The sequence below is a fragment of the Rickettsia akari str. Hartford genome (assembly GCF_000018205.1).
Classification (GTDB): Bacteria; Pseudomonadota; Alphaproteobacteria; order Rickettsiales; family Rickettsiaceae; genus Rickettsia; species Rickettsia akari.
Genome location: NC_009881.1, coordinates 211,757 through 225,450, shown reverse-complemented (window position 1 = coordinate 225,450; position 13,694 = coordinate 211,757). Strand labels below are relative to the sequence as shown.

Below are 13,694 nucleotides of genomic sequence, written 5' to 3'. Positions count from 1 at the left end.
TCAAAATTAGAAATGATTCTTTTACGTTTAATGAATATGAGGTCAAAATATGTTAATAAATACTTCTAATAATCCGCTTATTTACTACTATACATTTATTATCTTCCATAGGTGCTATAAATTGTGGCTTAGTCGGGTTATTTAATTTTAATTTAGTAACACTTTTATTTGGCTCATTTCCAATTATTGTTACAATACTTTATATAATTATAGGCTTTTGTGCTGTATATGCTTGCCTTTATTTAGGTCAACTATTTTGTAAACCCGTAATAGAGAAAGCGAAGTAACTCTACCTTTTCGTCATTACGAGAAGAATTACACAGTAATTCGACGAAGCAATCCAGTAAAAAATGCTAATTTATAGCATTTTTTTATTATTTTTCTGGATTACCACGTCGCTTTGCTCCTCGCAATTACGACCTAACAACTTCACTTGTACTATAGCAGTTATTACTGCTGTTTCAGCACGTAATATATTACTTCCTAAACTGACGGATTTTGTATTCTTGTATGAAGCAAGAAGTTCCAGTTCATCATTAGTAAAACCTCCCTCCGGTCCAATAATAATAGCTATATTATTATCCAGTAATGATGAAATTCGTAATATAGAATTTTCTTCTTTTTCATGTTCATTAGCATATAACATAAAATTATTATGCTTTTTAAGACAATCTTGTATTGTGATAGCTTTTTCAATTATCGGGGGAATAAGACGTTCTGATTGCTCTGTAGCCTCAATAACACATTTCGTTAAACGTTCTATATTTACTGTTCTAAATTGACACCGACTAGTAATTAACGGAATAATTTTAGTTATACCGAGTTGCGTAGCCATATTTATTGCAAGCATTAATTTATCTTGCTTTATTATAGCAACAGCAAGAGTTAATGCAGATTCTGTATAAGGCTTTTTTAACTGTTCTTTAAGCCTAACCGATATGTTATGCTTACCTATAGCGGTAATGTGTGCTAAAAATTCTCCTTCCGTACCGTTAAAGATACGCAAACCATCATTTACTTTAAGGCGTAGCACCGTTTTAACATAATGAACATGATCACTTGCTAATTCTATCTTGCTATTTTCAGCTAAACGACTATTAATATAAATACGATTAAATCTCATATTATTACCATGACGAATGAAAAATATAATAATATATCAGAAGAAGACAATTTACAGCTAAATTCAGAAAGCTTCAGACAGGATGAATTTAAGAGTAAATCTACGGAGCGTACTTATGTCCGTGAGTACAGACTTAACTCCAAAAATTCGCCTGTATCAAGCTTTGTGAATGACGCTGTACCAAAAGCAAAAGAAATCGGCGGTGTGAAAGGTCTAGAACCGACAAGATACGACGATTGGCAACATAAAGGTAAAGTCACTGATTTCTAATATTATGGCATCATTTGAGCAAATTAAGGTTTTACCTTACCAACTGCAGAAATTGTTTGATTTGGTGTGGGATGTAGAGTCTTATCCTAAATTCTTACCTTGGTGTTCTGCTTCTAGAATCATTTCAGCAAACAATCAAGAGGTTATTGCTGAATTAGTAATTCAGTTAAAAGGCTTTTCAGAAAAATATAACTCACGAGTTACAAGCGAAATAACAGATGATGGAATATATTTGATTAATACGGTAGCTATTTCAGGACCTTTTGAATATTTAACAAGTACTTGGCAATTTGTTCCATGCACAGCAGGAACGGAATTAAAATTCTTTATTGATTTTAAAATGAAATCCGTAATACTGGATAAATTAATCGGCACTTATTTTAGCAAAGCAACCGAAAAAATGATTATAGCTTTTGAAAAGAGAGCTAAAGAGGTTATTAAATAAAACAGAGTAATGTTATAGATCTATAACATTACTCTCTAGAAAATTTTGTATCTAGTGACTAGGCAATATCAGATATATATCCTTCATCTCCCTCATCTCCTAAGATTTGAGTTTGATCATCATTAAGATTATTATAATCAAGGCTATAAAACTGCTCTTCTTGTTCTTCGCTAGTACCGGAAGTATGATAATTAAATAATGCTTTATAAGCTTCATTTATTGCGGCATATTTCTGTATTTCTTGTGAAAGTTCTACTTCTTTATTTTTCATAGCTTGCTCTGTACCATGCCATAGCGTACTTGTCAAATTTGGCTTGTATTCTGCTAATTTCTTATTTTTATAACTTTCTCTCTTTTCAATAGTTCCTAAACTTAAAGCTTTTTCAATATCGTCGCTTGAATAGCAATTTTGTATTAACTGCTGAATAATACAACCATGTAAAGAAAGAATACTGGTATCCATAACTAATTTATTTGTATATTGTCCTTTCACGCCAGGTATTTCCTGATATAACGCACGATCTGTTGATTCTACTATTTCATAACCACCATTATGCTTGTAACCAACGCCGTCTTCCGTTAAACTTAAGGTTGGTACACGAGTTATTGCATTAGATATTATCTTACCGTTTGTTCCTTCAATATATTTACCAGTCAATTGATCTACACCGTTTTTATCTACAGCAGTACCGTATACAAAACTTCCTAACGACGAAGTAGCTAAATACTCTTCAGATTTAGTTGCTTCATGAGCTTTAGTAAAAAGCTTTATTTGTTCATTACTATCCATAATGCCTTTTGCCCAATAACTAGTACCAAAAAAAGCCCCTGTTATTAAAGGTATTTTGCTTAGCCAACTACTAGATGAAAAAAACTACCTATTCCTGCCAGAAAGCTTCCTGATGCTAATTTCGTATAAAAACTATAATCTGCTTTTGCTTTTGCTATTAAAGATACGTAAGTAATAGGTTTATTACTTACGAATAAATTACGTACTAATAATGTCAACATAGCCTATATCCTTGTTTTTAATTACCATGTTTTATGGTTTTGTTTATAATGTAAACCTTTATTTAATAATAAGTTTAATGAGTATTAATACTTGACATTTTTTAGAAAAAACCACATTTTATGGTAATACCGATAAATAAAGAGGCAGATATGTCTAAGTACAAAAATTCTAAACATATTAGTACTAAAAAGCTTGCTTATATAGGGTTAGACCTCGCATATAAAACAGATGATTTAAATACTTATAATCTAGAAGCATCAAAGGTCAATGCACAATTAACAGATAGCGGCTGGGAAATATTAACTGCTTCATGTGATTATGTCAACACCGCTAAATATGGTTATAAAGCCGTTGCATTTATAAATAAAGAAACTAAAGAAGTTCATATTACTAGTGCCGGTACAAAATTCAATATATCTGATTTCCTAGACGACTTACTAATCGCTCTTCATTATTTACCTACTAAACTAACTCCACTTCAGGAATTTGTTAATGAAGTAATTAATAAATTAGGCGGCTTAAATAAAGCCACAGAATATATTTTTAATACTAGCGGTCATTCACTTGGAGCAATATATGCAGATTTAAGCTTGGTAGAAATACATTCTCGTAACCTACCTTTTAATAAATCTACAACTTTTGACAGCCCTGGCTCAAAACCGATCATTGAAAGAGCCATCAAAAAAAATGTCTTTACAGAAAAAGTAACAACTCCAATAGAGGAGCTAGCTACCCATTCTAAAATATATAATGCAAAACATAATCTTGTTAATATTACTAATAAGCATTTGGGGAAAACAATAATGGTTCTTCCTAGTAAAACAACAGAACTATCACAATTAGAAGCATGGGCATCATATTTATACAATTTTGCCAAGCAAAAAGCTATAAAATATCTAGGAATTAATGGAATAGTCGAAGGCTTTGAGGAAATAATAGCCGGGATCAGTAGGCATGGGCTTGTTAATTTTTCTGATTTGAAACAGAATATTACTTTGACCATAGATGATTGGGAAACAGAAACACAAAAATATGCTAAACATACTCTAAATTTTAAAAAAAATTTATATAATCAAATAGTTGAAACTGAAACCGGAGCTAATTTAGTTGAGATATATAATAATTTTCAAAGCTGCAGTCAAGAATATGCTCAGGAAGTCAAAACAACGGGGGATATAAGTAATTATCATCTAGTATGTTAAATAAAAAAATAACATATATATAGTAAATTTATATATGTTATTTTTTATTTATAGCAACTAAATATATTTCTGTAGATTCGCTGCGGCTGGACGAAGGTTTAAAATGTTTTACCGTTTTAAATTCACACTTCACTTTATTTAATAATTCATTTTCTGCACCGCCACGAAAAATTTTAGCAATAAAATGACCAGATGGCTTTAATACTTTTAAAGCAAATTCAAAAGCTTGCTCACATAACAGTAAGGTTCGTATGTGGTCTGTAGCTTTATGACCTGTGGTATTTGATGCCATATCACTCATTACTATATCAGCTTTACCGTCTAAAACCTGAATAATTAATTCTTCCGTATTTTCTTCAAAAAAGTCTTTTTGAAGAAACTCAACTCCGATAATAGGTTCGATTTCTAACAAATCGATAGAGATTATTTTATTATTGAGGCTATTATCCGAAGCTTTAATGAGCTTGGAAGCTACTTGGCTCCATCCCCCAGGGGCTGCTCCTAGATCAACAATTTTCATATTAGGAGTAAAAAGTTTAAATTTTTCATGAATTTCAAGTAGTTTATATGCCGCTCTCGACCTAAAGCCTTCTATACGTGCTTTTGCAACATATGGATCGTTTAATTGGCGTCTAAGCCAATTACCAGAAGAAACAGTACGTTTTTTAGAAGTCTTAACTCTAACGAATTTATTTCTATAGCCGCTTAAATTATTTGTCATGAAATTTTATTCTTCTCTTTGGCTATTGTGTCTAATACCGAATTAACAAAACCGATCTCGTATCCATTTAACATATCATTTGCTATATCCGTATATTCGTTAATTACTACTTTAGCAGGCGTAGTAGGATAGAACAATAGCTCATATATACCAGCACGCAATAAAGCTCGTAGTAAGATCGGCATATGTGCGGGATCTTTATCATTTGTCAAATGATTGTCGATAATTTCGTCTAGTTTATTAATATTTTCAAATACTGACTTTACCAGGATTTTAAAATGACTTATACTTAATGATATTTTTAAATTGCCCGTTAAATTTGTTATAGAACTATCATTTCGATAAAAAGAAAGTACATTTTGCATGATATCATCCATATCGTCGTTATTTTGCAATATGTTTTGATAAATAGCTTGCACTGCTGCAATACGTGCAATCGATTTTTTATTAATTTTATTTGAACTCATAAAGAAAGCAATTTAAAATTTAATTTTCGTTATTGTGAGTATGAGATGGCTTGATGTCATTCCCGCCTAAGCGGGAATTACATCACCAAACAGTAACAATAGCAATCACAACAACGCAATGACATCTATAACCTTACAATTTATACCTTAAACTAATTTATTAGTAAACTTATAAAATTTTTATGCTATCTATAATCGGGTTTATTATAACCATCAGCATCTTGGTATTTATCCATGAATTTGGGCATTATTGTATTGCTAGATATTTCAATGTAAAAGTTGAAGATTTCTCGATAGGTTTCGGTAAAGAACTAATAGGCATTACCGATACAAAAGGAGTTAGGTGGAAGATTTGTCTTATACCTCTTGGTGGTTATGTCAAGATTTACGGCTATGATCGCAGCCTTGTGGAGCAGACTAAAGAAGTTAACGAAAAAGTAGCTTTTTATGCTAAATCTTGTTTAGAACGTTTTTTAATAGTTGCGGCAGGTCCGTTAATTAATTATTTACTTGCCATAATAATATTTGCAGGTTTTTATTGTTACTTTGGAAAAACCGAGATTCCTCCTATAATAAGCGATGTAGTAGCTTTATCACCGGCAGAAAGAGCAGACTTAAGAGAAGGAGATAAAATTGTTAAGGTTAACAATAAATCTGTTAAAGATTTCGTGGACGTACAGAAAGAAATATTAATTAACGGCTTTAGCTCTTCTACTTTAACTATAGAAAGAAAAAGTGAGGAATTTACTGTTAATATAATGCCTCAAGAAATAATTATATCGCCTCACGAAGAAAAGAAAGTTAAGAAAACTCTTCACATCGGTATTATAGCTAAAAATGAACCTATTCATACTAAAATAGGAATTTTAAGAGGATTTTGGGAAGCTATTAATACTACTATAGATATGTCCGCTTTAACTCTAAAAGCAATATCGCAAATGATTGTAGGAAAACGTTCATTAGATGAGATAGGAGGGCCGGTAGCTATTGCTAAAGAGTCAGGAAAATCTATAGCGGGTGGAACCCAAATGTATCTATTATTTATAGCTATGCTTTCCGTTAACTTAGGATTACTGAACTTACTACCTATACCGGTGCTTGACGGCGGACATTTGATATTTATAATCTATGAAGCAATTACCGATAGATTACCGAATCCTCAAACTAAAAATATTTTGTTACAATTAGGAGCAGCAATAATAATTTTTCTTATTATACTCTCTGTTTTCAACGATATACAAAATTTACTTTCCTAAATTATAGATTTGCTTGCTCTCGTTTATATTATCTACTATAGTGGGGTACATTAATTACGTTTAAATGCACCTGTCATCCCGTGGAGTGGCTGGTATTGTTGTACGTGTTCAATGTCATTCCCACGTAAGCGGGACTCCAGTTCTTGTCACACCGCGACTTGATCGCAGTGTCTAATTTATTATTTTTGGATACCATGATCAAGCCCCGGTATGACATCGTATTTATAACATTAGAAATTTAAATTAAATCTTAAAGAAGGTTTTAGGTGAAAATCAGATCAATGAGTAGTAAGTTAACAATTTTATTATTAACAATTTTTTATTATCATATTGCATTAGCTGACTCTGTAATTCATAAAATAACTATCGAAGGTAACCATAGGGTTGAGCGTTCTACTATTGAGAGCTATTTAAAGCTTAAGGTAGGAGAAACCTATAATAATTCTAAAGAAGATGAGGCAATAAAACGTTTATATGCCACCTCACTTTTTAGAAATATAAATATGCATATAACAAATGAGGGTAATTTAATAGTTGGCGTTACTGAAACTCCTTTTATAAGTAGTGTAGTATTTAGCGGTAATTCTAAAATCAAAACCCATATGCTCGCTAAAGAAATTTATACAATGTCTGGCGAATCTCTTAGCCAAGCTAAAATCGAATTAGACGTAAAAAAAATATTAGAAATTTATAAACGTAGCGGACGTTTTGCTACTACAGTAACACCTAAAATCGAACATTTAGAAAACAACAGAGTTAAGGTTATTTTTGATATAGCAGAAGGGCCAAAAACCGCTATTAAGTATATTTATTTTAGTGGTAATGAAAATTATAGTGATTCAGAACTTAAATCTGTTATCTTAACTAAAGAATCTCGTTGGTTTCGTTTTTTAGAAAGTAACGATACGTACGATCCTGATAGAGTGGAATATGATCAAGAATTACTGAGAGAGTTTTATCAATCTGTAGGTTTTGCAGATTTTAGAGTAATTTCAGCATCGGCAGAACTCAATAATACTAAAGAATATTTCACCATTACCTACTCCATTGACGAGGGAGAAAAATATAGCTTCGGTAATGTTACGATAGACAATAAATTACCTAATATAAATATAACATCGCTTAATAAAATTGTTACTATTAAGCAAGGTAAGGTTTTCAATATGAAAACGGTTGATGATATGGCTAAAAAAATCGGAGAATATTTTACGGCAAACGGTTACCATGCTGTAAATGTTTATCCGGATATAATAAAAAATGCTAATCATACTGCAGATATTAAATTTATTATTGAGAAAGCCGATAAGGTTTATATTAATAAAATTAATATTATTAATAACCTTAAAACCGAAGACTATGTTATAAGAAGAGAATTTAAAACAGAAGAAGGTGACATAATTAACCGTTCATATATTGAAAAAGGTGAGCGTAATCTTAGAAATTTAGATTATTTTGAGAAAGTAGCAATTAGCTTGGCTCCGACTAAAGCTAAAGATAAATATGATGTTGATGTTGAAGTTGATGAAAAATCTACTTCCTCTATAGGTTTTGATTTAGGATATAATACTGCCGGTGGTTTATTCGGACGTTTCTCTTTCCTAGAGCGTAATTTGGTCGGTACCGGTAAACTTCTTAACACCGGTGTACAAGTAAGTAAAAACAGTACAAGCTATTATGGCGGTATTACTGAACCCAATTTTTTAGATCGCGATTTATCACTTGGTGTAAACGCATTTAGAAACTATACCGGGCGCGGTGCCAGTGTATTAAATACAACAGATCAAAACTATAAATTAAACTCTACAGGAGTCAAAATCTCTCTTGGTTATGAAATTAAAGAAACTTTAGGTCACGAAATAGATTATTTAATCAAACGTGATATTTTAAGTGCCCCATCCCAATCAAGCTCAATATTCTTAAATGAGCAAATGGGAAGATTTATCACTTCTGCTATAGGACATACTATTACTTATGATCAAACCGATAGTAAAATTGTTCCAAAGAACGGTTATTTGATAAGCGGCACGCAAGAATTTGCTGGCGTTGGAGGCGATAATAAATATATAAAACATGAAGTTGACGGTAAATATTATAAATCTTTCATACATAACAAGCTTACTTTAAAACTATCTGCTGCCGGTGGTGATATTGCAGGGCTTGGAGGAAAAATCGTTAGAATCTCAGATCGTTTTAATTTAGGTGATTATAGTTTAAGAGGTTTTGCAAGCGGTGGTGTCGGACCTCGTGAAAAAAACACTAATGAAGGGCTTGGCGGTGAGAGGTATTATACATTCTCAACAGAGCTTAATTTTCCTACTCCTGTACCTGAGGAATTTAATTTAACCGGTGCAGTCTTTATGGATTTAGGAAGTGTTTGGGGGGTAGGTCTAAATAAGAAACAATATAAAACTCCAAACGGTTTTTATAACGACAAATCGCTTAGAACTTCCATTGGTTTCGGCTTTATTTGGGTAACACGTTTTGCACCGATTAGAATGGATTGGGGCTTCCCGGTTAAGAAGAAGAAATACGATGATACGCAGCACTTCCATTTAAGGTTTTCGACGCATTTATAAAAACGCTTCATTGTCACCTCGTGGCTCGTCTACGTTGTTGCATGGGTGCCAAATCATCGTTGCGAGGAGCAAAGCGACGTGGCAATCCAAAAAATAATTAAAAACATTCTGTAAATCAGGATTTTTGACTGGATTACTTCGTCGAATTACTATGTAATTCTTCTTGCAATGACAACAAAGCCAGTCCACGCAACAATACCTCACAGGAATGACATATCACAAATAACATAACTACATTTCAGCCGATGTAGCTCAGCTGGTAGAGCGGCGCATTCGTAATGCGTAGGTCTGGGGTTCAAATCCCCACATTGGCACCATTTTCTAAATAAAACTATAGCCATATTTTGTGATAGACGTGTAGAACCTAACGCGTTCGTGTCATACCGTGCTCCTTTCACAGTATCCAGACAAATAACTTAAAATACTAATAATGATAAAAAATAAAATAAACGGAAGTACATACTCACTTAGAAACAATAAAAAGTTTTGAAAAATTGATTCAAGCTAGATTACCTGAAAAATATAAATAATGGTTATTAAAATATAATGGTAAAATGATACAATAATGACATTAGTTATGATAGTTAACGAAGAAGCATTTATTAAGCAATCTGATGTGATTAATCTTCCAAAATGGGAAAAATCTTTCTATTATATAATAAGTGTAGGGCATTATGAAAATTATGATGCAGCAATGGATTGTATTATTAAAAATTAAAATCATCCTGAATAACTAAACAACTCTCGGCTATAAGCTGAGATGTTATAAATAGAAGTGTAATCGATTAGAAATAGGTCATCATTAATAGTTTCACCTTCTTGCTCATCAATATACTGCTGTATCATTTCATCAGTAATATTACCCAAATTAACTGCCATATAACCTCTAGCCCAAAAATGATTGCCCCAATACTGCTTTCTCAAATAAGCAAATTCTTGCAATAATATTCTTGAGCTACTGCATTTTCAATACTGCACAAGTTTGCTAGGTGTTATTTGCGGTCTATACTAGATAAACATATGAACATGATCACAAGCTACTTTGCCTGAAATTATCTGTACTTCATGTTCCATACAAATACTCCTAAATAAATCTCTAGATCTCTCTTCGCTACCTTTCACGTTAATACACTCTTGCTATACTTTGGTACCCACATATTGTGTACTTTTAAATCATACTGGATATGGCTATTTTTTTTCTATAACTTCTCATATCTCTTTATAAATTCGTCCGCCAAGGCAACTTCATTATATCTTACATTCGACTAAAGGCGATTGATTGTTCATCCCAAATCGGCACATTAATACAAGCTGCGGCACTTCAAACTTTAAGAATCTTAGCTTTTAGGTTTAGCAATATTAAAGCAAAATTAATATTACCTAATTTTGTTCAACAACTTAAATAGTAAAAATGAGAGAATATCATATGAAACTCAAGATACCTTATAGCAGATTACTTACCATGTAATAAGATTAAGAAGAAAGATTTATTTGGAATATTTTAAAAATGGAATTGATTTTTTGACTGGAAAAATTTTAACGAGATATACAGATAAAACATTAATGCTCTACTTAAATAATGATGAAGAAAAAATAGAGTTTATTTTAAGTTTTTGTCAAAATTCTTTAAATTTAAAGAAGCATTAGAGGTGTACCTGCATTTTCTTGCAACAAAAGCAAGTGAATAAATATATAAAACTGCTTTTCAAGGATTGATTTATATAGTAATCAGATTTAAAAAAAATAGATTTTGATATTATATTACCATTTATTAAAACATTTATAAATCTAGATAAAAGTTGTGTTCATATTTATACATACTCTTGTTTAGTTAATATAGCAATTATGATATCTGCACTAAGAGAAAAAGTAATACCTTATCTAAAAAAATAAAATCACCTTATTTAAAAGAGATACAAGCCTTAAATAACAATAGAGCAACTCACGGAACTAGAAATAAAGGAAGTAAATGACAATGCTTTGTCGAGGTTAGAGCAGAAGATTGAGAATAAGATAGCAAGGACCTTAGTCTTTTTTATTGTTTTTATGGACTACATGGTCAAGCGAACTAGGTGACACAATGGGTCTTACAGGTCCACACAATAATGCTACACGCGAATGATAATAAGATCTTTTTAAGAAAAGTATAAACAAAATCACTTTTTAGGCAATTCTATTATACTTTGTAAAGAATTACAAGTTTTTGCTAAAAAATAATATATACTCAGCTTTGTATAAAAGATGGAATCTACCTTTCACCTTTTATATTCAACTTTTTAGCCGAATAGCAGATTATGTAATAACTCACTATTTGTATTAATTAACTATTATCTTTTTTATTGGAGGAATATAGATTGTTTCATCTTCAGCATGCGAAATCTTTTCTAAAAGTCCGATAAAACGGTCTTTATTAGGTACTAGCTTTACTATCGCCCACCCTTCTTCTATTGATTTCGTTATGCGTTCTATATCAGATTTATGCTCTGAAAAAGATATCACTTTTTGTGCTGGACTTTGCATATTGATAAATCAATTATAGTTAATAAATCTTGGCATTGTAGTAAATATTTTTTAATAAATCAATTACATATTTATTATTTGCTAAATATAAATAAAACGATTATACATAGGTCTTGTCTACTTATATCCTAATAAATAGTTAGATTAAAAATTAAAAGTTGTACAACAATTTTTTATTTTAAACATATATTTTGATGTCACTTATTAACTTTATTTAATGCAAACTGTATAATTTAATTATGTCAAATGATAATTTACAACCACCTGCCCTTTCTAAAAAGCAATTGTTTGCTTTTTTTGGTATGGTTGTCGGAATGTTCATGTCGGTACTTGATATTCAAATTGTCGCTAGCTCATTATCTGTAATAGCTGCAGGTCTTGCCGCTTCAAGCGATGAACTTTCTTGGGTTCAAACATCTTACTTAATAGCTGAAGTTATCATTATTCCTATTACCGGCTTTTTAGCAAGGTTACTTTCTACTAGAGTTTCTTATTTCATTGCAGCTTTAGGGTTTACTGTTATGAGCGTGTTATGTGCGCTTGCAACTAATATTGAATCCATTATTATCTTTAGAGCATTACAAGGATTTTTTGGCGGTGCTATGATACCAACGGTCTTTAGTACCGTTTTTATAATTTTTCCTGCATCACAACGTCCTACTGTTACTATCTTAATTGGACTTGTCGTAACTGTTGCCCCTACTTTAGGACCTACACTCGGTGGATATATTACAGAGATTTTATCATGGCATTTTATGTTTGTACTAAACGTCATACCCGGTATTTTTGTATGCACGGTAGTATTTTTATATGGGGATTTTGATAAACCAAATTATAAATTACTGAAAAATTTTGATTTTCTCGGTATATTATTAATGGCTTTAACGCTCGGCTTATTACAATATGTTTTAGAAGAAGGAAATAAAAAAGGTTGGCTTGAGGATAATTTAATATTATTCTTAAGTATTGCAGTAGCTTTAGGTTTTATTCTATTAATCATTAGAGAACTAACCTGTATTAATCCAATTTTAGATTTAAAAACATTCCTTGATAAAGACTTTACTTTTGGTTGCCTTTATTCATTCGTTATGGGTATTGGATTATACGGGGCAGTATATATATTGCCGCTATTTCTCTTTACTATTGCCGGATATAATACATTACAAATCGGGGCTACTATGATGGTAACGGGCGGAGCACAATTTTTATCTGCACCACTTGCCGGTAGGATGTTAGGGCTAGGGGTAGATTTACGCCTGATGCTTATTATAGGGCTTGGAGGGTTTGCTCTTGGATGCCATTTGAATAGTTTTCTAACACCTGATTCTAAATTTGCTGCCTTTGTGCTGCCTCAAGTTGTTAGAGGGCTTTCCTTAATGTTTTGTTTTATACCGACTAATAATGTAGCGCTTGGCAATATGCCAAAAGAACGAGTAGGTAACGCTAGCGGGCTTTATAATCTTACTCGTAATTTAGGAGGAGCGGTAGGGCTTGCAATAATCAGCACTATACTTACTAATGATACTAAAATCTTTATGCAATATTTATCGGAAAATATCTCGTCTACTTCTATAATTGCATTAGAATACCTAGATTCTTATACTGAATTATTAAGCGGAAAAGCGCTGCATCCTGACACAGCATCATATTTGTTATTAGCAAACAAATTAAATAATGATGCTTTTGTAATTGCAATAAATAATATATTTAATATGATAGGACTGTTATTTGTATTTATAATGCTACTAATACCTTTTACTTCAAATATCAAATTAACCGGCAATGTTAATGCTCACTAAAATTAAATTTATATTATATTTTCCCTGGTTATTATTAGAAATATGGAAATCAGCTTTCTCGGTTATCAAAATAATTTGGCAAAGAAAGATAGAGATAGAGCCGATTTTTGAATGGATTGATGCAGAAGGGCTAGAAGAAATCGGTAAAGTAATTTATAGTAACTCGATTACATTAACACCTGGTACGGTAACACTTGATATAAATAATAATATGTTATTAGTACATGCACTCAATAAATCATCGATTACCGACCTACAAAGAGATAGAATGATTAAAAAAATACAGAACAACTTGAAGTAGGA

The 13,694-nt window shown here is 31.6% G+C and carries 12 protein-coding genes, 1 tRNA gene and 3 pseudogenes; 10 read left to right on the top strand and 6 right to left on the bottom strand.

What is annotated here, in order from left to right; translation table 11 throughout:
* The first annotated feature begins 49 nt into the window (after positions 1–49).
* A pseudogene (locus tag A1C_RS06465) lies at positions 50–287 on the top strand (DUF378 domain-containing protein).
* A gap of 71 nt (positions 288–358) precedes the next feature.
* Here the strand turns inward: A1C_RS06465 and A1C_RS01080 are convergent.
* Positions 359–1,123, bottom strand: coding sequence for a 16S rRNA (uracil(1498)-N(3))-methyltransferase (locus A1C_RS01080; RefSeq protein ID WP_012013434.1), 765 nt, complete (start codon positions 1,121–1,123; stop codon positions 359–361).
* A 9-nt stretch (positions 1,124–1,132) separates the two neighbouring features.
* Between A1C_RS01080 and A1C_RS01075 the strand changes: the two genes are divergently transcribed.
* Together A1C_RS01075 and A1C_RS01070 are read left to right on the top strand one after the other, a co-directional pair.
* On the top strand, positions 1,133–1,393 hold the full coding sequence (locus A1C_RS01075; RefSeq protein ID WP_012013433.1) for a DUF1674 domain-containing protein: 261 nt from the start codon (positions 1,133–1,135) through the stop codon (positions 1,391–1,393).
* Between the two features lie 4 nt (positions 1,394–1,397).
* Complete coding sequence (locus A1C_RS01070) at positions 1,398–1,838, top strand: type II toxin-antitoxin system RatA family toxin (protein WP_012013432.1); 441 nt, start codon at positions 1,398–1,400, stop codon at positions 1,836–1,838.
* A 58-nt stretch (positions 1,839–1,896) separates the two neighbouring features.
* On the opposite strand, the pseudogene A1C_RS01065 reads toward A1C_RS01070, so the two are convergent.
* Positions 1,897–2,849 (bottom strand): annotated as a pseudogene (locus A1C_RS01065) (hypothetical protein).
* 150 nt (positions 2,850–2,999) lie between these two features.
* Between A1C_RS01065 and A1C_RS01060 the strand changes: the two are divergent.
* A complete protein-coding gene (locus tag A1C_RS01060; RefSeq protein WP_041816809.1) occupies positions 3,000–4,052 on the top strand; it encodes a hypothetical protein in 1,053 nt (350 codons plus the stop codon).
* A gap of 37 nt (positions 4,053–4,089) precedes the next feature.
* Here A1C_RS01060 and A1C_RS01055 read toward each other — a convergent pair whose 3' ends face one another.
* Positions 4,090–4,773, bottom strand: a complete 684-nt coding sequence (locus tag A1C_RS01055) for an RlmE family RNA methyltransferase (protein ID WP_012013428.1) — start codon at positions 4,771–4,773, stop codon at positions 4,090–4,092.
* Positions 4,770–5,240: a transcription antitermination factor NusB gene (gene nusB, locus A1C_RS01050; RefSeq protein ID WP_012013427.1), complete on the bottom strand. Its 471-nt coding sequence runs from the start codon at positions 5,238–5,240 to the stop codon at positions 4,770–4,772. The genes A1C_RS01055 and nusB overlap by 4 nt, the downstream gene beginning before the upstream one ends.
* A 182-nt stretch (positions 5,241–5,422) precedes the next feature.
* On the opposite strand from nusB, the gene rseP reads away from it, so the two are divergent.
* From rseP to A1C_RS07580, 4 genes are all read left to right on the top strand, one after another.
* Positions 5,423–6,496 carry an RIP metalloprotease RseP gene (gene rseP / locus A1C_RS01045; protein WP_012013426.1) on the top strand — a complete coding sequence of 358 codons (1,074 nt, stop codon included), beginning with the start codon at positions 5,423–5,425 and terminating at the stop codon, positions 6,494–6,496.
* Positions 6,497–6,762: 266 nt separating this feature from the next.
* Positions 6,763–9,072, top strand: coding sequence for an outer membrane protein assembly factor BamA (gene bamA, locus A1C_RS01040; RefSeq protein WP_041816741.1), 2,310 nt, complete (start codon positions 6,763–6,765; stop codon positions 9,070–9,072).
* Positions 9,073–9,313: 241 nt separating this feature from the next.
* Positions 9,314–9,389, top strand: a tRNA-Thr gene (locus tag A1C_RS01035).
* A 248-nt stretch (positions 9,390–9,637) separates the two neighbouring features.
* Positions 9,638–9,790 (top strand): hypothetical protein, encoded by a 153-nt coding sequence (locus A1C_RS07580; protein ID WP_012013424.1) that lies wholly within the window; start codon positions 9,638–9,640, stop codon positions 9,788–9,790.
* A gap of 2 nt (positions 9,791–9,792) precedes the next feature.
* Here A1C_RS07580 and tnpA read toward each other — a convergent pair.
* A pseudogene (gene tnpA, locus A1C_RS06455) lies at positions 9,793–10,285 on the bottom strand (IS200/IS605 family transposase).
* Between the two features lie 1,103 nt (positions 10,286–11,388).
* Complete coding sequence (locus A1C_RS01025; protein WP_012013422.1) at positions 11,389–11,592, bottom strand: DUF2674 domain-containing protein; 204 nt, start codon at positions 11,590–11,592, stop codon at positions 11,389–11,391.
* A 239-nt stretch (positions 11,593–11,831) separates the two neighbouring features.
* Here A1C_RS01025 and A1C_RS01020 point away from each other — a divergent pair, with 239 nt between their 5' ends.
* The gene (locus A1C_RS01020) at positions 11,832–13,391 is read left to right on the top strand and encodes a DHA2 family efflux MFS transporter permease subunit (protein WP_012013421.1); all 1,560 of its coding nucleotides are present in this window, start codon (positions 11,832–11,834) and stop codon (positions 13,389–13,391) included.
* Positions 13,375–13,692, top strand: coding sequence for a monovalent cation/H+ antiporter subunit E (locus A1C_RS01015; RefSeq protein ID WP_012013420.1), 318 nt, complete (start codon positions 13,375–13,377; stop codon positions 13,690–13,692). Before A1C_RS01020 ends, A1C_RS01015 begins: the two co-directional genes overlap by 17 nt.
* Positions 13,693–13,694: the final 2 nt, after the last annotated feature.